This window comes from Mycobacterium sp. 050272, assembly GCF_039023525.1.
In the GTDB taxonomy this organism is placed as follows: domain Bacteria; phylum Actinomycetota; class Actinomycetes; order Mycobacteriales; family Mycobacteriaceae; genus Mycobacterium.
Genome location: NZ_JBCHKV010000002.1, coordinates 245,149 through 264,257, shown reverse-complemented (window position 1 = coordinate 264,257; position 19,109 = coordinate 245,149). Strand labels below are relative to the sequence as shown.

General features: G+C 66.9%; 18 protein-coding genes and 1 pseudogene. 11 read left to right on the top strand and 8 right to left on the bottom strand.

The features are described from left to right. Positions 1-51: 51 nt before the first annotated feature. The 4 genes from AAHS21_RS06020 to AAHS21_RS06005 are packed head-to-tail and all read left to right on the top strand — an operon-like array spanning position 52 to position 3,998. Positions 52-1,686: a long-chain fatty acid--CoA ligase gene (locus tag AAHS21_RS06020; RefSeq protein ID WP_342926784.1), complete on the top strand. Its 1,635-nt coding sequence runs from the start codon at positions 52-54 to the stop codon at positions 1,684-1,686. A 46-nt stretch (positions 1,687-1,732) separates the two neighbouring features. Next, positions 1,733-2,206, top strand: a complete 474-nt coding sequence (locus tag AAHS21_RS06015) for an SRPBCC family protein (RefSeq protein ID WP_342926783.1) — start codon at positions 1,733-1,735, stop codon at positions 2,204-2,206. 30 nt (positions 2,207-2,236) lie between these two features. Further along, on the top strand, positions 2,237-3,127 hold the full coding sequence (locus AAHS21_RS06010) for a class II glutamine amidotransferase (RefSeq protein ID WP_342926782.1): 891 nt from the start codon (positions 2,237-2,239) through the stop codon (positions 3,125-3,127). A 1-nt stretch (position 3,128) separates the two neighbouring features. Further along, positions 3,129-3,998, top strand: a complete 870-nt coding sequence (locus AAHS21_RS06005) for a patatin-like phospholipase family protein (protein ID WP_342926781.1) — start codon at positions 3,129-3,131, stop codon at positions 3,996-3,998. Between the two features lie 16 nt (positions 3,999-4,014). Here the strand turns inward: AAHS21_RS06005 and AAHS21_RS06000 are convergent, their stop codons facing one another. Both AAHS21_RS06000 and AAHS21_RS05995 read right to left on the bottom strand, forming a co-directional pair. Then, positions 4,015-5,040: a patatin-like phospholipase family protein gene (locus tag AAHS21_RS06000; protein WP_342926780.1), complete on the bottom strand. Its 1,026-nt coding sequence runs from the start codon at positions 5,038-5,040 to the stop codon at positions 4,015-4,017. Between the two features lie 103 nt (positions 5,041-5,143). Continuing rightward, the gene (locus AAHS21_RS05995) at positions 5,144-5,542 is read right to left on the bottom strand and encodes a lipoprotein LpqV (RefSeq protein ID WP_342927100.1); all 399 of its coding nucleotides are present in this window, start codon (positions 5,540-5,542) and stop codon (positions 5,144-5,146) included. A gap of 169 nt (positions 5,543-5,711) precedes the next feature. On the opposite strand from AAHS21_RS05995, the gene AAHS21_RS05990 reads away from it, so the two are divergent. Both AAHS21_RS05990 and AAHS21_RS05985 read left to right on the top strand, forming a co-directional pair. Further along, on the top strand, positions 5,712-6,311 hold the full coding sequence (locus AAHS21_RS05990) for a cysteine dioxygenase family protein (RefSeq protein WP_096289804.1): 600 nt from the start codon (positions 5,712-5,714) through the stop codon (positions 6,309-6,311). After that, complete coding sequence (locus AAHS21_RS05985; protein ID WP_342926779.1) at positions 6,308-6,748, top strand: rhodanese-like domain-containing protein; 441 nt, start codon at positions 6,308-6,310, stop codon at positions 6,746-6,748. The genes AAHS21_RS05990 and AAHS21_RS05985 overlap by 4 nt, the downstream gene beginning before the upstream one ends. Here AAHS21_RS05985 and AAHS21_RS05980 read toward each other — a convergent pair. From AAHS21_RS05980 to AAHS21_RS05970, 3 genes are all read right to left on the bottom strand, one after another. Next, a complete protein-coding gene (locus tag AAHS21_RS05980; RefSeq protein ID WP_342927099.1) occupies positions 6,745-8,394 on the bottom strand; it encodes an alpha/beta-hydrolase family protein in 1,650 nt (549 codons plus the stop codon). The genes AAHS21_RS05985 and AAHS21_RS05980 overlap by 4 nt on opposite strands. A gap of 168 nt (positions 8,395-8,562) precedes the next feature. Further along, a complete protein-coding gene (locus AAHS21_RS05975) occupies positions 8,563-9,348 on the bottom strand; it encodes an enoyl-CoA hydratase (RefSeq protein WP_342926778.1) in 786 nt (261 codons plus the stop codon). Between the two features lie 13 nt (positions 9,349-9,361). Beyond that, on the bottom strand, positions 9,362-10,411 hold the full coding sequence (locus tag AAHS21_RS05970; protein WP_342926777.1) for an enoyl-CoA hydratase/isomerase family protein: 1,050 nt from the start codon (positions 10,409-10,411) through the stop codon (positions 9,362-9,364). A 262-nt stretch (positions 10,412-10,673) separates the two neighbouring features. Here AAHS21_RS05970 and AAHS21_RS05965 point away from each other — a divergent pair, with 262 nt between their 5' ends. Further along, complete coding sequence (locus AAHS21_RS05965) at positions 10,674-11,519, top strand: Bax inhibitor-1/YccA family protein (RefSeq protein WP_342926776.1); 846 nt, start codon at positions 10,674-10,676, stop codon at positions 11,517-11,519. Positions 11,520-11,749: 230 nt separating this feature from the next. Here the strand turns inward: AAHS21_RS05965 and AAHS21_RS05960 are convergent, their stop codons facing one another. Further along, entirely contained in the window at positions 11,750-12,967 is a 1,218-nt protein-coding gene (locus tag AAHS21_RS05960) for an acetyl-CoA C-acetyltransferase (RefSeq protein ID WP_342926775.1), read from the bottom strand. Between the two features lie 90 nt (positions 12,968-13,057). Continuing rightward, positions 13,058-14,005, bottom strand: coding sequence for an SGNH/GDSL hydrolase family protein (locus AAHS21_RS05955; protein ID WP_342927098.1), 948 nt, complete (start codon positions 14,003-14,005; stop codon positions 13,058-13,060). 242 nt (positions 14,006-14,247) lie between these two features. Between AAHS21_RS05955 and AAHS21_RS05950 the strand changes: the two genes are divergently transcribed. The 3 genes from AAHS21_RS05950 (at position 14,248) to AAHS21_RS05940 (ending at position 17,577) form a co-directional block, all read left to right on the top strand. Next, positions 14,248-15,315, top strand: coding sequence for an alpha/beta hydrolase (locus AAHS21_RS05950; protein ID WP_342926774.1), 1,068 nt, complete (start codon positions 14,248-14,250; stop codon positions 15,313-15,315). Between the two features lie 86 nt (positions 15,316-15,401). Continuing rightward, complete coding sequence (locus AAHS21_RS05945; RefSeq protein ID WP_342926773.1) at positions 15,402-16,808, top strand: cystathionine beta-synthase; 1,407 nt, start codon at positions 15,402-15,404, stop codon at positions 16,806-16,808. A gap of 88 nt (positions 16,809-16,896) precedes the next feature. Then, entirely contained in the window at positions 16,897-17,577 is a 681-nt protein-coding gene (locus AAHS21_RS05940) for an RDD family protein (RefSeq protein ID WP_342926772.1), read from the top strand. Between the two features lie 4 nt (positions 17,578-17,581). On the opposite strand, the pseudogene AAHS21_RS05935 reads toward AAHS21_RS05940, so the two are convergent. Next, positions 17,582-17,821, bottom strand: a pseudogene (locus tag AAHS21_RS05935) (low affinity iron permease family protein); the annotation flags it as partial. 115 nt (positions 17,822-17,936) lie between these two features. Between AAHS21_RS05935 and AAHS21_RS05930 the strand changes: the two are divergent. Then, the gene (locus AAHS21_RS05930; RefSeq protein ID WP_342926771.1) at positions 17,937-19,103 is read left to right on the top strand and encodes a cystathionine gamma-synthase; all 1,167 of its coding nucleotides are present in this window, start codon (positions 17,937-17,939) and stop codon (positions 19,101-19,103) included. Positions 19,104-19,109: the final 6 nt, after the last annotated feature.

Genomic DNA, 19,109 nt, shown 5'->3' with positions numbered 1-19,109 from the left:
GCCCACCGACCATGAGGCGGTGCGGCGCCGAGACGGTAAGGCGGTAGCTCGATGGACAGCACGATGCAGGACTTTCCGCTGACGATCACCGCGATCATGCGGCACGGCTGCGGTGTCCATGGGTCCCGGACGGTCACCACGGCCACGGGTGACGGCGGCTACCGGCACACCACCTACCGCGAACTGGGTCGCCAGGCCGCCCAACTGGCACACGGGTTGCGCGGCCTGGGCGTGACCGGAGACCAGCGCGTCGCGACGTTTATGTGGAACAACGCCGAGCACCTCACCGCCTACCTCGCGGCCCCGTCGATGGGCGCCGTGCTGCACACCCTGAACATCCGGCTGTTCCCCGAGCAGATTTCCTACGTCGCCAACGAGGCCGAAGACCGGGTCGTGCTGGTGGACATGTCACTGGTCAAACTGCTCGCCCCGATACTGCCCGAGCTCGAGACCGTGCACACCGTGATCGCGGTCGGCGACGGCGACATCGCGCAGCTGCAGGAGTCGGGCAAGACGGTGCTGCGGTATGCGGAGTTGATCGAGGGCCAGCCGACCGACTTCGACTGGCCGGACATCGACGAGAAGTCGGCGGCCGCGATGTGCTACACGAGTGGCACTACCGGCAACCCCAAAGGTGTTGTGTACAGCCATCGTTCGAGCTTTCTGCACACAATGGGCGCGTGTAGCACCAACGGTATCGGGGTGGGGGCCTGCGACCGGGTGCTGCCCATTGTGCCGATGTTCCACGCCAACGCGTGGGGGCTGCCGTACGCGGCCCTGATGGCCGGGGCCGACTTGGTGATGCCCGATCGGCATCTGCACGCCCCGTCGGTGATCGACATGATCGAGAAGCTGCGGCCCACCCTGGCCGGGGCGGTGCCGACCATCTGGAACGACGTGATGCATCACCTCGAGAAGGACCCCGACCACGACATCTCCTCGCTGCGGCTGGTGGCCTGCGGCGGCTCGGCCGTTCCGGTGTCGATGATGCGCACTTTCGAAGACAAGTACAACGTCCAGATCCGGCAGTTGTGGGGCATGACCGAAACGTCGCCGCTGGCCACCCTGGCCTGGCCGCCGGTCGACACGCCGCAGGAACGGCACTGGGCCATCCGCGCGACCCAGGGCCGACCGATCTGCGGCGTGGAGATGCGCATCGTTTCCGACGACGGCGCGGTGCTGCCCAACGACGGCCAGGCCGTGGGTGAGGTCGAGGTCCGTGGCCCGTGGATCACCGGCTCCTACTACCTTGAGCGCGACGCGTCCAAATTCGACTCCGGCTGGTTGCGCACCGGCGACGTCGGCCGCATCGACGAGGAAGGCTTCGTCACCCTCACCGACCGCGCCAAGGACGTGATCAAGTCCGGCGGGGAGTGGATCTCCTCGGTCGAGTTGGAGAACTGCCTGATCGGTCACCCCGACGTACACGAGGCCGCCGTCGTCGGAGTTCCCGACGAACGCTGGCAGGAACGACCGCTTGCCGTCGTCGTCCGCAATGCGGGCGCATCGGTCAGCGCCGCCGAATTGCGAACGTTCCTCTCGGACAAGGTCGTTCGTTGGTGGCTACCCGAGCGGTGGGCGTTCACCGACGAGATCCCGCGCACCAGCGTGGGCAAATACGACAAGAAGGCCATCCGGGCCCGGCACGCCGACAGTGGATACGAGGTCACCGAGGCGCACGACTGAACTCCGGCGCCGTGCTCGCGAGCGATAGCTGAAAGAGGTTGATTCCATGGCACATTCGCGTGTCTTCTCCGAATCGCTGGTCATACCGGTCCCGGTCGAGCAGGCCTTTCACCGCACGCTGCCGGTCCCGCTCACCGAGATCTTCAGCCGCCGGCACGGGCTCTTCCCGCCGATCAAAGAGGTCCGCGACCAGACCGGTGGGTGGGATGCCGCGGGCCAGACTCGCACCGTGGTGATGGCGGGTGGGGGCAGCACGCGCGAGGAGCTCACCAGCGTCGACCCGCCGCGAGCATTCGCTTATCGGCTCGGCGACGTCACCGGCCCGATGGCGCTGCTGGTCGACCATGTGCTGGGCGAGTGGACCTTCACCCCGACCACCGGCGGTACCGAAGTCACCTGGCGCTGGGACATTCACCCGCGCTCAACGCTGGCCGCGTTGGCGCTGCCGGTGTTCGGCAGGATGTGGCAGGGCTATGCGCGACAAGCCCTGCGCGACCTGTCGGGGATGCTGACGCGCTGACCCCGCAACCGTATTCGGTACGGTCGAGCCATGTGTCGACTCTTTGGCCTGCACGCCGGGACGCATGCTTGCACCGCAACCTTCTGGCTGCTCGACGCGCCGGACAGTCTGTCCGAGCAGAGCAGGCGGAATCCGGACGGGACCGGCCTGGGTGTCTTCGAATCCAACGGCGAACCGCGGCTGTACAAGGAGCCGATAGCGGCGTGGCAGGACCGCGACTTCGCCACCGAGGCTCACAGCTTGACCGGTACGACGTTCATCGCCCACGTGCGTTACGCGACGACCGGATCGCTCGATGTCCGCAACACCCACCCCTTTTTGCAGGACGGCCGGATCTTCGCGCACAACGGCGTGCTCGAGGGATTGGAGATCCTCGACGAGCGGCTGCGCGAGGTCGGTGCGCAAGACTTTGTGCTGGGGCAAACCGACTCGGAGCGGGTGTTCGCGTTGATAACCGCATCGATCCGCGCGGCGGGCGGCGATGTCTGCGCCGGCATCGCCGAGGCGATGACCTGGCTTGCGGACAACGTGCCGATCTATGCGGTCAACGTGCTGCTGTGCACGGCCACCGACATGTGGGCAATGCGCTACCCGGCAACTCACCAGCTCTGTCTGCTGGACCGGCGCCACGAGTTCGCCGCTACCGCCGACTCGCAATTCGACTTGCGTACCATGCGAATTCACGCGCAGTCCGACCTGCTGTGCACGCGGCCGTCGGTCGTACTGGCCACCGAACCGATGGACAGCGACCCCCGCTGGCGTCTGCTGCAGCCCGGAGAGCTGCTGCACGTCGACGGCTCCCTGCAGATCCACCGCACGATGATCCTGCCGGATCCGCCGAAGCATCTGCTGCGCCGGGAGGATCTGAGCGTGCCGGTCGAAGTTGCGCAGCACGCGCTGCCCAACACCCGCAAGTTGTGACGTGACGACCAGACGCGCGCTGGTGTTGGCCGGCGGGGGAATAGCCGGAATTGCTTGGGAGACAGGGATTTTACGCGGCATTGCCGACGAATCACCGGCTGCGGCGCGGCTGCTGCTGGATTCGGATGTGCTGGTGGGAACGTCGGCGGGTTCGACGGTCGCCGCCCAGATCGCCAGCGGCAGCCCGCTGGAGAGACTGTACGAACGGCAAGTCGCCGAGACGTCAGGCGAAATCGATTCCGGCGTCGACGTCGAGACCATCACCGGGCTTTTCCTGGCCGCCCTTGGTGAGCCGTATGACGACTCGCTGGGCAGGACGCGTCAGCAGATGCAGCGGATCGGCGCAGTGGCCCTGAGCACCAAGACCGTGCCGGAGTCGGTGCGCCGCCAGGTGATTGCGCAACGGCTGCCGTCGCACGACTGGCCGGACCGTGCGCTGCGCATTACCGCCATCGACACCGCCACCGGCGAATTGGTGGTCTTCGACTCCGAATCTCACGTGGAGCTCGTCGATGCGGTCGCGGCCAGTTGTGCCGTACCGGGGGCGTGGCCGCCGGTGACGGTCGACGGCCGGCGATACATGGACGGCGGGGTGGCCAGCTCGGTGAACCTCGACGTCGCCCACGACTGCGACACGGCCGTGGTGCTGGTGCCCGCCGCGGCCGATGCGCCATCGCCGTTCGGCGGCGGACCGGCCACCGAGGTCGCGGCGTTCGGCGGCAACGCATTCGGAGTATTCGCCGACGCCGAATCGCTGAAAGCGTTCGGGCCCAACCTCTTAGACCCGCGCTGTCGCATCAGCTCGGCGGTGGCCGGACGTGAACAAGGCCGCCGCGAAGCCCAAGCCGTCGCCGAATTCCTCGGTGTCTGAACGGCTCTCGAGACGATCAGTCCTCGATGGGATCCTCGGAAGCGCGTTCGAGTGAGTCCAGCGCCTGGTCAGCCAGCAGCCGCCCGACATCGATTACTTCGGCGGCCCGGTGGAAATCCAGGCTGCGGCACGTCGAACGCGGCACCTCGATCAACAGATCGGGCGGGTAGGCCGACAGCATGTGCCGGGTGAGCGCGGACTGGGCGATGTCGAAGGCCCGGTACATCACCTCGAAGCTGCCCAGCTTCGGAACCCCGGGCACTCCCACGATTTCGGCGGCGTCGTCCTCGCCGGCGTCCTCCGTCCAGGTGTCCGCACCGAACCGGCTCAGCACTGCTCGCGCGGTGGGCCGGTCGAGCAGCGAGCGCACCGCCGAGGTGTCGAGCAGCGCAGTCGTGCTGCGCACCATGCGATTCAGTAACTCGACGGTGGCACCGGGCTCGGGTTCTCGTTTCGCGATCGCCTCGCTGCCGCTGACACTCACGGCGATCGTCAGGTCGGCATTGACCACCGCGAGCGGCGCCATCGGCAGCGGATCCAAGATGCCGCCGTCGGCGAGCAGGCGGCCGCCGACTTCGTGCGGAGGGATCACACCCGGAATCGCGATGGATGCCCGGATCGCCTCGTCGAGCGGACCGTGCTGAAACCACACCGACTTGCCGGCCAGCAGGTCGGTCGCCACCGCTGTGTAGGGGATCGGCAGTTCCTCGATCCCGACCGGGCCCAGGATGTCGCGAACCGCCTCCAGGATCTTCTCCGCCCGCATCACTCCCGCCGCGCTGATCGACGGGTCAAGCAGTCGCAAGATGGTGCGTTGCGTCAGCGACTTCGCCCAGTCGGCGAAATCGTCGAGTCGCCCGGCGGCCTGCAGACCGCCGATCATCGCACCCATCGACGAGCCGGTGATCCCCACGATCTCGAAGCCGCGGTCGTGCAGCGCCTCGATCACCCCAATGTGGGCATAACCCCGGGCACCACCGCTCCCGAGTGCCACGGCGACCCGGGTACGTGAGGATCGACGCGCAACGGCTTCGCCAGACACCCCTACATTTTGCGTGCCGGAACCGACCCTCGCCGGGTCGGGGCGGCACTTTTTTCATCCGTGATCGCAATTGCGCAGGAGTTCGAGCCGGCGCGCCGGGCCGCTAGCCGCATTCGTCGGCGGCAGCCGCCCGCGCGGCGGTGATCACCGCGGCCTGCCGGGCCGGCGTCAAGTCCACCCACCTGGTGTTCCAGCTGCCCGCGGTGGCTGCCGGGGCGCTCTGAAGCATCGCCAGATAGGGCTCGAACTGAGATTCCCCGGTCTTGGGCCGCGCGTCCATCCACACTTTTGCGGCATGACAGGCCTGGTAGTACTCCTCTTCGGTCGACTCCGCGGGGACATCGACCTTGGTGGTCACCCCGGCGGGGGACAGGCCGACCACCCCCGGTGGCGCCGAAGTCGGGCCCGGTGGGCCGGCCGACGACGGCGGAGCCGACGACGTGACCCTGCCCGCGGGGGCACCGCCCGACGAGCACCCGGTGACCGAAAGCACGCCGATCAAACCGGTCGCGACGACGAGTGCGCCCCATCGCCGGGGGCGGTGACTGCACGACCACACCGCCCCAATCTATGCAACACTGGCGGCCGTGATGGAGCGCTTCGGATTTTGCGAGTGTTGTCGGCCTTAACGCGCCGCCCTTGCCCAATCCGATCCCTTGTGGAGTTCTCCAATGTCTGTGTCTGTCGCCAGTTCTGTTGCGTTGCGCCCACCGGCCGTCGCGTCGCCCTCCGCCGGGCCGACGCGGTTGCGGGTTCCCGACCTGCTGCATGCCACCGATCGAGCCGCCGACGATGTGCTCAGCGGCCGTTGCGATCACCTGCTGCCCGACGGCGGCGTACCGGACTCGCGGCGCTGGTTCACCCGCATCCACGGCGACGACGAACTCGACGTCTGGCTGATCAGCTGGGTTCCCGGCCACCCCACCGAACTGCACGATCACGGTGGGTCACTGGGAGCGCTGACTGTCGTGTCCGGGTCGCTCAACGAATTCCGTTGGGACGGAACGAATTTACGGCGACGCCGGCTCGATGCCGGTGATCAGGCCGGCTTTCCACTGGGCTGGGTGCACGACGTGGTGTGGGCGCCCAGGCCGGTCGCGCGCCCGCTGTCGGCGGCCGGCACCGGAATCCAGCGACCGGTGGCACCGACGCTGAGCGTGCACGCGTACTCGCCGCCGCTGAGCGCGATGTCGTACTACGAGGTCACCAAGAACAGCAGGTTGCGCCGCCAGCGCACCGAACTGACCGACCAACCGGAGGGGACGCAATGAGCCGTATCGACGTGGTCTTGAGATCCGCCCGACGCCGTTTTCGGCGGCTGGGGGCCGCCGAGGTGCCCGATGCACTGCGGCGCGGGGCGGTGCTCGTCGACATCCGGCCGCAGGCGCAGCGATTCCGCGAGGGTGAGGTTCCCGGCGCGCTGGTGATCGAACGCAATGTCCTGGAATGGCGTTGCGACCCGACCAGTGACGCCCGCCTGCCCGAGGCCGTCGGCGACGACGTCGAGTGGGTGATCCTGTGTTCGGAGGGCTACACCTCCAGCCTGGCGGTGGCCGCGCTGCTCGACATCGGCCTGCACCGGGCCACCGACGTCGTCGGTGGCTATCACGCGCTGGCCGGCGCCGGTGTGCTCGCCGAATTGGCCGGCGATCCGGTCAGTCCCGAAGTGCTGGCGAACGCCGGGGCGCCCGCTCGCCGCTGGCTCTAATCGTTGGCGTGCAACAGCGGTCGCAGCCGCTCGGTCTTCTCCGGCGTCCACCCGGGCGGTGACAACACCGCTGCCCAGCCGTTGGCGACGTCGGCGACGTAGCGGTGGCCGTGGCCGTCGGGCACGTCCACGGCGACGGCCATATCCGCCGACACTTGCAGGAAAGTCACCACCGGGATCCACCGTGTCTGCGGCAGCACGTCATAGCCGCGCCCTTCGCGTAGCCAATCCGGTTCGCTGAACAACAGATCCGGAGTCCACCACGCGATCGGGTCGGACGCATGCTGCAAATACACCACCCGCGGTGCGTCCCACGGATCCTTGGGACGGTCCAGATTGCCTGGGCGAGCGACGAATCGGACGTTGTGGCCGTCGTTGTAAATGGGCAGCCACTGCGGCGAGCCGGCGTCACGGGTGGCGGTCAGGTCTGTCCAGATGGTGTTGTTGAACGTCGGGCCGCTGAACAGCGCGCCGTCGGTGCGGGCCAGGACGTTGTTGAGGCTCATGAACGGCGCCTCACCGCCGAACGAGCCCAGGCTTTCACCGAAGACCACGAGCTTGGGGCGGTGTCCCTCGGGCAGCTGCCGGATCAGTCTGTCTACGGCCTCGAACAATGCCTGGCCGGCGTGCCGGGCATTCTCCTTGTCCACCAGAAACGACAGCCAGCTCGGCAAGAACGAGTACTGCATGCTGACGATCGCGGAGTTGCCGTTGTACATGTACTCCAGTGCCGAGGCTTCGGCTTCGTTGATCCAGCCGGTGCCGGTAGTCGTTGCGACCGCGACGATCTCGCGCTGTAAGCCGCCTTCACGTTGCAGTTCACGTGCCGCCAGCTCAGCGGTCGCGGTGATGCCATCGGCGGAATTCAGACCGGCGTAGGCGCGGATCGGTTCGGTGGCCGGGGCGCCGTTGAAGCTGGTCAGTTCGTCGAGTTTGGGACCGCCCTCGACGAAGATGCGGCCCTCGCGGCCCAACGACTCCCACGACACCAGCGATTGCGGCCCGCCCGATCGCAGCGGACTTTTCGGCGCCGCGGTCTCGGGACTCATCTCATTGTTGGTCGTGGCGAACGTGTTGTTCATGGTGCGCATCGCGGACTTGAGCACGACGCCGTTGAGCAGGGTGATCGTCAACGTCACGAGCAAGGCCACCACAATGGTCACCGAGAGGCGAAACGGTGCGATCCGGTCCAGTTGTCCCACAAGGAAACTGACCAGCACGCGGATGGCCTGGCCGATTTCGACGACGGTGAACAGCACGATGATGGACAGGACCGCGGCGACCGGGTAGTCGTACCAATGCAGGTGCGCAACACCCATCAGATCGCGCACGTCGTCCTGCCATACGTGGAACCGGATCGCCATCAGCACCTGGCCCACCACCGCGACCGGGATCAACACCTTCCATGCCCAGCGCGGTGCCGGCGGGCTGTAGTTCTTGGTGCGCATGTAGCGCACCAGCCAGACCGAAAAGACGCCCAGTCCATAACCGATGGCGCCGGAGAAGCCGCTGACCAACGCCTGAAAAATAGCGCCGCGGGGCAGCAGCGACGGTGTCAGCGAGAACCAGATGAAGATAAGACCGACCGCGGTGCCGGTAAAGGTGTAGTGGCGCACCCAAAACGGCTTGGTCGCGATGTCCGCCAGCTCGTCGGTGCTTTCCGGCTCGGCTGCGGGTTCGGGTTCGGGTTCGGGTTCGGGTTCGGTGGCGACGCTCGTCGCCGCGGCGTCTCGCGGGACCGCCAGTTTGTCTGCGCCGGCCGTCGATCCGTCGTCGGCTGCGGTCGCAGAACCTGACTCGCTCACGAGAGCATCTTAGCGATGCGTGAAGTTGGGATCCCGCTTCTCGACGAATGCCGCCATGCCCTCGGACTGGTCGTGGGTCGCGAAGGTGGAGTGGAACAGCCTGCGTTCGTAGAGAAGTCCCTCCGCCAGGGTGGACTCGAAGGCACGGTTGACGGCTTCCTTGGCCATCCGTGACGCCGACAGCGACATCTGCGAAATCGTGGTGGCGACGGCCTTGGCCTCGTTCATCAGGTCGTCGGCCGGCACCACCCGCGACACCAGACCGCCGCGTTCGGCTTCTTCGGCGCCGATGGTGCGACCGGTCAGGATCAGGTCCATCGCCTTGGCCTTGCCGATCGCGCGGGTGAGACGCTGCGAACCACCCATGCCCGGCAGCACACCCAGTTTGATCTCGGGCTGACCGAATTTCGCGTTATCGGCCGCGATCAGCAGATCGCACATCATCGCCAGCTCGCAGCCGCCGCCGAGCGCGTATCCGGCCACCGCGGCGATCGTCGGCGTGCGCACGGCAGACAGCTTGCCCCAGGTGGCGAAGAAGTCCGAGCCGAACGCGTCGGCGAAGCTCAGTCCCGCCATTTCCTTGATGTCGGCACCCGCCGCGAAGGCCTTGCCGCCCGCGCCGGTGATGATGATCGCGCCGATGCCCGGATCGTTGTCGAATGCTGTTGCCGCGCTGGTGACTTCGTTCATCACCTGGCTGTTGAGCGCGTTGAGCGCCTTCGGCCGGTTCAGCGTGATGGTCCCGACCCGCTCGTCACGCTCGACCATGATGGATTCGTACGTTGTCTCGCTCATCCAAATCGCCTTTCTAGAAAGTCAAGTCGTCATCGACCGGCGCGAAATACGCTTCGATGTCGGCCGCGCAGACCGCGGCGAAGTCCGGCGGCGACCACTTCGGATTGCGATCCTTGTCGATGATCTGCGCCCGAATGCCTTCCACCAGATCGTGTGAGTGTGCCGAGGCCGACGACACTCGATAGTCCTGGATCAGAACATCTTCCAGCGTTTCCATTTTCGCCGCCCGGCGCACCGCCTCCAGTGTCACCGACACCGCGATGGGGGACCGGGTGCCGATCAGCTTCGCGGCGTCTTGCGCCGGCTCGCCGTCATGACGGCGCAGCGCCGCGAGGATGTCCGCCACGGTATCGCCGGCAAAACATTCGTCGATCCAATGACGTTGCGCGACAAGCTCACTCGGTGGCGGCTCGATGGCGTGAGCGGCCAGTGCACTCTCGATGCTGTCGTCGACGATCGCCTGGCGAAACGCCTCGAGTTGGTCGTGCGGGACGTAGTGATCGGCGAAGCCCAGTGCGATCGCGTCGGCTCCGGAAAACGGGGCGCCGGTCAGCGCGGCGTACAGGCCGAGGGCCCCGGGCGCCCGGGACAGCAGAAACGCCCCGCCGACGTCGGGGATGAACCCGATGCCTACCTCCGGCATTGCCACCTTTGAGGTTTCGGTGACCACGCGAACGCTGCCGTGGGCGCTGACGCCGACCCCGCCGCCCATCACGATGCCGTCCATCAACGACACGTATGGCTTGGCGAACCGGCCGATCTGACCGTTCAGCAGATACTCGTCGCGCCAGAATTTCCGCACCTCGACGCCGTCCTTGCGGGCGCTGTGGTAGACCGCGACGACGTCGCCGCCGGCGCACAGCCCGCGTTCGCCGGCACCGGACAGGACCACCGCGCGCACCGCATCGTCGTTTTCCCAGCGCGTCAGCAGGGGGCTCAACACGTCGACCATCGTCTGATTGAGCGAGTTGATTGCCTTGGGGCGGTTGAGCGTGATCAGGCCGACGCCATTGTCGACGCGGGCCAGAATCTCGTCGGATTGCTCGGTCGCGCCTTCGGTCACTGGGCAGCCTCTCAGTTACGTTTCCGGGTCGCAATCTGTGCCCAGGGTGTCGCCGCGATGACTACCGGGCCTTGACCAGCAATCTAGATCGTGACAAGCGACGCGATGCCCGCGGGTAAGGATTATGTTTGAGCTTGGCGACAGGCACCGAGCCCGGATATACCCTAAAAACACCAGTTCCGCTGGGAACCTGGGACGGCGACTGATCGTTGAGCAAGTGTTCGCACGACGCGAAGCCACAGTCTTAAGAGAGGATCCGACGGTGCGGGAGACCAGCAACCCGGTATTTCGTTCGCTGCCCAAGCAGAGCGGCGGATATGCGCAATTCGGCACTGGCGCGGCCCAGATGCAGCAGGGGTACTACCAAGCCGACCCCTACACGGCCCCGTACCAGGAGGCCAAGGCCACCCGGCCGGTGACCATCGACGACGTCGTCACCAAGACCGGCATCACGCTCGGCGTGCTGACCGTCTCGGCGATCGTCTCCTACTTCCTGGTGGCCAACAACCTCGCCCTGGCGATGCCGCTGACCTTGATCGGCGCGCTGGGCGGTTTCGTGCTCGTGATGATCGCGACGTTCGGCCGCAAGCAGGACAACCCGGGGATCGTGCTCAGCTACGCCGTCCTCGAGGGCCTGTTCCTCGGTGCTGTCTCGTTCGTCTTCGCCAATTTCCAGGTGTCGCACGTCAACGCGGGCGCGCTGATCGGTGAGGCGGTCCTGGGCACCTTCGGGGTGTTCTTCGGCATGCTCGTCGTTTACAAGACCGGCGCCATCCGGGTGACTCCGAAATTCACCCGCTGGGTGGTCGGCGCGATGTTCGGTGCGCTGGCCCTGATGATCGGCAACCTGGTGCTCGGCATGTTCGGTGTTGGTGGCGGAGCGGGTCTGGGTCTGCGCAGCGGTGGACCGCTAGCGATCCTGTTCTCGCTGGTCGTGATCGGCATCGCCGCGTTCAGCTTCCTGATCGACTTCGACGCGGCCGACCAGATGATCCGCGCCGGAGCTCCCGAGAAGGCGGCGTGGGGCATCGCGCTCGGCCTGACCGTGACGCTGGTCTGGCTGTACCTGGAGATCCTGCGCCTGCTCAGTTATCTGCAGAACGATTAGCTTCTCGCGCGCAGAAAGCCGGCTTGCCTTCGGGCGGGCCGGCTTTTTGCTGCGCTGGACCCACTGCTCGCCGCGCTCGGGCCCACTGCTCGCCGCCCTCAATGTGCGGCTATGGCGTTGAGTGTGCGCTGGCGGCGGCTTGCCCGGCGTGTCGCCGCCCCAGGACGCACACTCGCCGCCCTGGGCGCACACTCAACGCCCAGGACGCACACTCGACAGTCGGCAACGAGCTAGCTGAGCCGCTCGATGATCATCGCCATGCCCTGGCCACCGCCAACGCACATGGTCTCCAGGCCGAACGTCTTGTCGTAGGTCTGCAGGTTGTTGATCAGCGTGGCGGCGATCCGGGCGCCGGTCATGCCGAAAGGATGGCCGAGCGCGATCGCGCCGCCGGAGACATTCAGTTTGTCCTCGTCCATACCCAGCTCCCGGGCCGAGCCCAGCACCTGCACCGCGAAGGCCTCGTTGATCTCGTAGAGGTCGATGTCGTTGATCGACATGCCGGCCCGAGCCAGCGCCTTCTTGGACGCCTCGATGGGGCCCAGCCCCATGATTTCCGGCGACAGACCGCTGACGCCGGTCGACACGATGCGGGCCAGCGGGGTCAGGCCCAGCTCCTTGGCTTTGGTGTCGCTCATGATCACCAGCGCCGCCGCGCCGTCGTTCAGCGGACAAGCGTTGCCCGCCGTCACCGTGCCGTTGGGCCGGAACACCGGCTTGAGCTCGCTGATCTTCTCGTAGGTGGTGCCCGGCCGCGGACCATCGTCGGTGCTCACCGTGGTGCCGTCGGGCAGAGTCACCGGCGAGATCTCCCGCTCGAAGAACCCGCTCTTGATCGCCTCCTCGGCGCGGTTCTGGCTGCGCACGCCCCAGTGGTCCTGGTCCTCGCGGCTCACGCCGGTCAGCAGTGCGACGTTTTCCGCCGTCTGCCCCATCGCGATGTAGACGTCGGGCAGGTTGTCATCGGCGCGTGGGTCGTGCCACTCGTCGGCGCCGTTGGCGGCGGCCGCGGAACGCTCTTGCGCCTCGCTGAACAGCGCGTTCTTGGTGTCCGGCCACGAGTCGGCGCTGCCCTTGGCGAAGCGGGACACTGTCTCCACGCCCGCGGAGATGAACACGTCGCCCTCGCCGGCCTTGATCGCGTGGAACGCCATCCGGCTGGTCTGCAAGGACGACGAGCAATACCGGTTGACGGTGGTGCCGGGCAGGAAGTCGTAGCCCAGTTCGACGGCAACCACGCGCGCCAGGTTGAATCCGGACTCACCGCCGGGCTGGCCGCAGCCCAGGATCAGGTCGTCGATCTGATGCGGGTTGAGCGCGGGGACCTTGTCGAGGGCGGCACGCACCATCTGGGCGGCCAGGTCGTCGGGCCGCATGTTGACCAGCGATCCCTTCATGGCCCGCCCGATCGGCGAGCGAACGGCGGAGACGATGACGGCTTCGGGCATGACAGTTCCCTCCAAGATGCTTCGCTCGCGTGAAAACGGTTGGCACACCCAACCCGACGGGCTAAGGCAAATCTAGTCGGTGCCGATTCGTCAGTTCGACGACGGGGCGGCCTCGCTGGGCGACGGGCGCCGCCACAGCCGCGACATCGCGCTCAGCGGAGTGTGGCCGCCGCTGACCATGGGTGTCTCGGCGCGTGCCGCCAAGTTGAGCACCGGGCCCTCGATCTCCTGGCCCAGCGCATCGCAGAGCGCGACCAGCAACTGCGCGGCGGCCAGGGCGTACGCGGTCGGCGAGGGGTGGAAGCCGTCGGCGGAGAACATCAGTTCGGGAGTAGCCCGGAATTGGGGAGCCAGCAGGTGAGCCAGCGGCACCGGCACCCCGCCGGCGGATCGCACCGACGCGGTCTGTGCGCGGGCGAGCTGTCGGGTTCGCGCGTGCGCCAGCGATCGCAGCGGCTGGGGGATCGCGGAGATCACGCCAAGATCCGGGCAGGTGCCGACTACCACCACCGCGCCACGCGAACTCAGCTTGCGCACGGTCCGGCCCAGCCGTCGCGCGGACTGGCTGATCCCGTTCAGGGCGGTGACGTCGTTGGCGCCGATCATCATCACGGCCGCGTCCGGCGGTGACCCGGCGACGAACATCGCGTCGACCTGCCCGCTGACGCCCTTCGAGGTCGCACCGACAATGGCCTTGGTGCTCAACCGAATACGCTTACCGGTCTGCTCGGCGAGGCCGCGTGCGATCAGCACACCCGGCACTTCTTCGGCGCTCGCGCAACCGTATCCGGTGGCGGTCGAGTCGCCGAAGATCATCAGGTGCATGTCCGCTGACATGCCACGCTGCCACCGTTCCACCGGCCCGCCGCCCGGGCTGTACACGCCGTCGGCGCGCGGTGGGATGTCCCAGGCCCGGGGGATCACCGTGCGCGCGTGCGTCGCCTGGCCGACCAGCAGGTTTCGCGCGCCCAGATAGGCCGTACCTGTCGAGGCGACTGCGCCCGCCGTGGCCAGGGCGATTGTCGAAAGACGTGGCACCCTCACGGTCACGGGATCATTTTAGATCGGCTGTCGTGTTTGCGCGGACGGCCGACAAACAAAGCGGTCACGTTGTGAATCAGATGTGGTATCAAATCAGACTCTTCAAACGTTCCTTTAAGAAATGCCTGCGAAGCTAAGTTTAACGGGTTGGCTGAACGACCCAGCGCACGATTTGAACCGGGCGCTCGGCTTGCTCGTCACATGCTGTATCGCACTACAACGGCGTAGGAGTGTCGAGCATGACCGCACCCAGCAAGGTTTCCGGTGCACCCCGGAACGCCGCCCATCTTCGTGACCTGCTGAAGTCGCGCCGGGCCGAGGCGCGCAAATTCGCTATCAGCGACGGCGCACCGGTAGAAGTTCTGGAATCCGGCCCCAGCGTCCAGGGCCGGGTAGCCACGCTGGCCTCACGCGTGACGATTCGGCCGATCCTGGCGGCCGGCAGCTACGCTCCCACCCTGCCTTGGCCCTGGGGTCTGATCGACCTTGCGGCCCGGGCGTTGCTGCCGGTGTCGGCCACCGTGCGAAACACCGTGAAGTTGCCAAATGCGTCGGCACAATTGGTCCGCGCTCCAGGAGTGCTGCCCGCGGACGGCACCCGGCGGGTGGTGCTCTACTTCCACGGTGGCGCGTTCTTGACCTGTGGAGCAAACTCTCATGGTCGGGTGGTCGAAGCGATCTCGAAGTTTGCTGACTCGCCCGTTCTGGTGGTCAACTACCGCCTGTTGCCCAAGCATTCGATCGGTATGGCGGTGCGGGACTGTCACGATGGCTACCGCTGGTTGCGGCGGCGCGGCTTCCAGCCCGATCAGATCGTTCTCGCTGGCGACTCCGCTGGCGGCTACCTCGCGCTGACGCTGGCGCAACGGCTGCAGGAGGAAGGCGAGGAGCCGGCGGCGCTGGTAGCGATCTCGCCACTGCTGCAATTGGCAAAGGAATACAAGCAAACGCATCCCAATATCAAGACCGATGCGATGTTCGGCGCCAAGGCATTCGACGCGCTCGTCGAATTGGTTGCTAGCGCGGCGAGGAAGAACATCGTCGACGGCAAGGCCGAGGCGATCTACGAACCCCTCGACCACATCAAGCCCGGCCTTCCGCGCACGCTGATCCACGTGTCGGGGTCCGAGGTGCTGCTGCACGACGCGCGGTTAGCGGCGAGCCGGCTTGCGGCCGCCGGGGTACCGGCCGAGGTACGGGTCTGGCCCGGCCAGGTTCACGATTTCCAGCTGGCGGCCCCGCTGGTGCCCGAGGCCGTTCGTTCGCTGCGCCAAATCGGGGAGTACATCCGCGAAGCCACCGGCTAGCCGTTCGGATCCGCACGGCCGGCCCGGACACCTATCGCACCGAGAGCGGGTGTGCGCGGCCAGAAATCGCCTGAGACGATAAGCGCATGCGAATTGCGCAGCACATCAGTGACATCATCGGCGGTACGCCACTGGTTCGCCTGAACTCCGTCATCCCCGCCGGTGCTGGCACGGTTGCGGCAAAGGTCGAGTACCTCAACCCCGGCGGTAGCTCCAAGGACCGCATCGCGGTGAAGATGATCGACGCCGCCGAGTCCGCCGGTCTGCTCAAGCCGGGCGGCACAATCGTCGAACCCACCTCGGGCAACACCGGTGTCGGGCTGGCGCTGGTGGCCCAGCACCGCGGCTACAAGTGCGTGTTCGTCTGCCCCGACAAGGTCAGCGAGGACAAGCGCAACGTGCTGATCGCGTATGGCGCGGAGGTCGTGGTGTGCCCGACGGCGGTGCCGCCGGAGCACCCGGACAGCTACTACAGCGTCTCCGACCGGCTGGTCCGCGAGATCGACGGCGCCTGGAAGCCCGACCAATACGCCAACCCGCAGGGCCCCGCCAGCCACTACGCGACCACCGGTCCCGAGGTGTGGGCCGACACCGACGGAAAGGTCACCCACTTCGTCGCCGGCATCGGCACCGGCGGGACGATCACCGGCGCGGGCCGCTACCTCAAGGAGGTGTCGGGCGGCGCGGTGCGCATCATCGGCGCGGACCCCGAAGGATCGGTGTATTCGGGCGGCACCGGCCGGCCCTATCTGGTGGAAGGCGTCGGAGAGGATTTCTGGCCCGCCGCGTATGACCCGACGGTGCCCGACCAGATCATCGCCGTATCCGACTCCGACTCGTTCGACATGACCAGGCGGCTGGCCCGGGAAGAAGCGATGCTGGTCGGCGGCTCGTGCGGGATGGCCGTGGTGGCCGCGGCGAAGGTGGCCGAGGAAGCCGGGCCCGATGCACTCGTCGTCGTGTTGCTTCCGGACGGCGGCCGAGGCTACATGTCGAAGATCTTCAACGACGCGTGGATGTCGTCGTACGGCTTCCTGCGCACCCGCCTCGACGGCTCGACGGAACAGCCAACCGTCGGCGACGTGCTGCGCGGAAAGTCGGGTGCGCTGCCGGACCTGGTCCACACCCACCCGACCGAGACGGTGCGTGACGCCATCGGCATTCTGCGCGAGTACGGGGTGTCCCAGATGCCCGTGGTCGGCGCCGAGCCCCCGGTGATGGCCGGTGAGGTCGCCGGCAGTGTCTCGGAGCGCGAGCTGCTTTCGGCCGTCTTCGAGGGCCGCGCCAAATTGGCCGACGCCGTCTCCCAGCACATGAGCCCGCCGTTGCCGATCATCGGTGCCGGCGAGCTGGTCAGCGCCGCCGGAAAGGCGCTGCGCGACTGGGATGCGCTGATGGTCGTCGAGGAGGGCAAACCCGTCGGAGTCATCACCCGATACGACCTGTTGGGCTTTCTGTCGGACGGACCCCGGGTACCGGCAGGGCGGCGTTAACGGCACGTGTCCGCAGCCTCCGCGACAGGTGGCTTCTCAGGTACTGTAATGCGGCTAGTTCAGCTAACCCGCAGTGGAAGGTTGCACCATGACCGATCAGCCGCCGCCCTCTTCGCCGCCTGAACCACCCGGTGGCTATGAACCGGCCTCTGGCGGGTACGAGCCCGCTCCTTCCGCTCAGGGTGGTTCCTTTCCGCCACCGCCACCGCCGCCCGGCGGCGGTTACCCGCCACCCCCTGCGCCGTCTGGCGGTGGATACGCCCCGCCGCCGCCCGGACCGGCGATCCGGGCGTTGCCGACGGACTCGTACACACCGTGGATCACCCGGGTGCTGGCGCTGCTGATCGACTACCTGCCGTACGCGATCGTGCAGGGCATCGGCACCGGGATCATGTACGCCACCCAGCAGTCGTCCTGCGTCACCGACATCACCCAGTACGACGTCAGCCAGTACTGCGTAAGCCAGCCCTCGACGATCGGCCAGCTGGCGCAATGGTTGGCGACGCTGGCGGGCCTGGCGTACTGGCTCTGGAACCGCGGCTACCGCCAGGGCACCACCGGCTCGAGTCTGGGCAAGACCGTGATGAAGATCAAAGTGGTCAGCGAGACGACCGGAGCGCCGATCGGCTTCGGGATGTCCGTCGTGCGTGACCTCGCCCACTTCGTCGACGCTGTCATCTGCTTCATCGGATTCCTGTTTCCGCTCTGGGACGCCAAGCGGCAGACCATCGCCGACAAGATCCTGACGACCGTGGTGCTGCCAATCTGACGGTTCAGGCCGAGCCCATCCGCGGTTCCAGGCCGACCGCATCGGCCAACTCGTCGCGGTGACGCCGCAGGCGGGGATGCTCTTCGCCCAATTCGCCCATCAGATCCCACAGCGCGTCGGCCATCGCGTTGAGCTGGTGCTGCAACGCGCGATCGCTGCGTGACTGGGTGTTCTGCAGCAACGCCACCAGCAGGAGCGTGATGATCGTCGTGACGGTGTTGATCACCAGCTGCCAGGTGTCGACCGTCGGCGGTTACTCTCCGAGCGGTTGGCGCAGTGCAATGAACGCCGACTACCCGGCACCAGATTCGCATCACCGCACTCGGCGCAACCCGTGGCGCTCATTAGGCTGAACGGCGATGAGCGAAAACCCGAACGGACACCACGCAATCAAGGGACTGGCCACCAAGGCCATCCACGCCGGCTACCGCCCGGATCCCGCGACCGGGGCAGTGAACGCTCCGATCTACGCCAGCAGCACGTTCGCCCAGGACGGCGTCGGCGGGCTGCGCGGCGGGTTCGAATACGCGCGCACCGGCAACCCGACCCGGGCCGCGCTGGAAGCCTCGCTGGCGGCCGTCGAAGGCGGCGCCTTCGGACGGGCGTTCAGCTCCGGCATGGCCGCCACTGACTGTGCCCTGCGCGCCATGCTACGGCCCGGCGATCATCTGGTCATCCCAAATGACGCCTACGGCGGCACATTCCGCTTGATCGACAAGGTCTTCACGCAGTGGAACGTCGGGTACACGCCGGCGGCGCTGTCCGACCTCGACGCCGTGGCGGCCGCGATCACGCCGCAGACCCGGCTGATCTGGGTGGAGACACCGACGAATCCGCTGCTGTCCATCGCTGACATCGCGGCCATTGTCGACATCGGCAAGCAGAATTCGGCAAAAGTGTTGGTGGACAGCACTTTTGCATCGCCGGCGTTGCAGCAGGCGTTGGCGCTGGGCGCCGATGTTGTGCTGCACTCGACGACCAAGTACATCGGGGGCCACTCCGATGTGGTGGGTGGCGCATTGGTCACCAACGATAAAACGCTCGACGACGCCTTCGGCTTTCTGCAGAACGGGGCCGGCGCGGTGCCGGGCCCGTTCGACGCCTACCTGACGATGCGCGGCCTCAAGACGTTGGTGCTGCGGATGCAGCGGCATAGCGAAAACGCTTTGGCCGTAGCGGAATTCCTCGCCGGGCAGCCGTCGGTGAGCGCGGTGCTCTATCCGGGCCTGCCCACCCATCCCGGGCACGACGTCGCCGCGCGGCAGATGTCATGTTTCGGCGGCATGGTGTCGGTGCGCATGCGCGGCGGCCGGGCGGCGGCCGAAAAGCTCTGTGCCGCCACCGAAGTGTTCATCCTGGCCGAGTCATTGGGTGGGGTCGAGTCGCTGATCGAGCACCCGAGCGCGATGACGCACGCCTCGACGGCCGGCTCGCAATTGGAAGTTCCCGATGACCTGGTTCGGCTGTCGGTGGGAATCGAAGATGTCAGCGACCTGCTGGCCGACCTCGAACAAGCCCTCGGCTAGTTCGCA

Excerpts from the sequence above, each read along its gene's own strand:
- AAHS21_RS06020 (WP_342926784.1), top strand. The coding sequence starts at position 52 with ATGGACAGCACGATGCAGGACTTTCCGCTGACGATCACCGCGATCATG.
- AAHS21_RS06015 (WP_342926783.1), top strand. The coding sequence starts at position 1,733 with ATGGCACATTCGCGTGTCTTCTCCGAATCGCTGGTCATACCGGTCCCG.
- AAHS21_RS06010 (WP_342926782.1), top strand. The coding sequence starts at position 2,237 with ATGTGTCGACTCTTTGGCCTGCACGCCGGGACGCATGCTTGCACCGCA.
- AAHS21_RS05990 (WP_096289804.1), top strand. The coding sequence starts at position 5,712 with ATGTCTGTGTCTGTCGCCAGTTCTGTTGCGTTGCGCCCACCGGCCGTC.
- AAHS21_RS05985 (WP_342926779.1), top strand. The coding sequence starts at position 6,308 with ATGAGCCGTATCGACGTGGTCTTGAGATCCGCCCGACGCCGTTTTCGG.
- AAHS21_RS05975 (WP_342926778.1), bottom strand. The coding sequence starts at position 9,348 with ATGAGCGAGACAACGTACGAATCCATCATGGTCGAGCGTGACGAGCGG.
- AAHS21_RS05960 (WP_342926775.1), bottom strand. The coding sequence starts at position 12,967 with ATGCCCGAAGCCGTCATCGTCTCCGCCGTTCGCTCGCCGATCGGGCGG.
- AAHS21_RS05950 (WP_342926774.1), top strand. The coding sequence starts at position 14,248 with ATGACCGCACCCAGCAAGGTTTCCGGTGCACCCCGGAACGCCGCCCAT.
- AAHS21_RS05945 (WP_342926773.1), top strand. The coding sequence starts at position 15,402 with ATGCGAATTGCGCAGCACATCAGTGACATCATCGGCGGTACGCCACTG.
- AAHS21_RS05940 (WP_342926772.1), top strand. The coding sequence starts at position 16,897 with ATGACCGATCAGCCGCCGCCCTCTTCGCCGCCTGAACCACCCGGTGGC.
- AAHS21_RS05930 (WP_342926771.1), top strand. The coding sequence starts at position 17,937 with ATGAGCGAAAACCCGAACGGACACCACGCAATCAAGGGACTGGCCACC.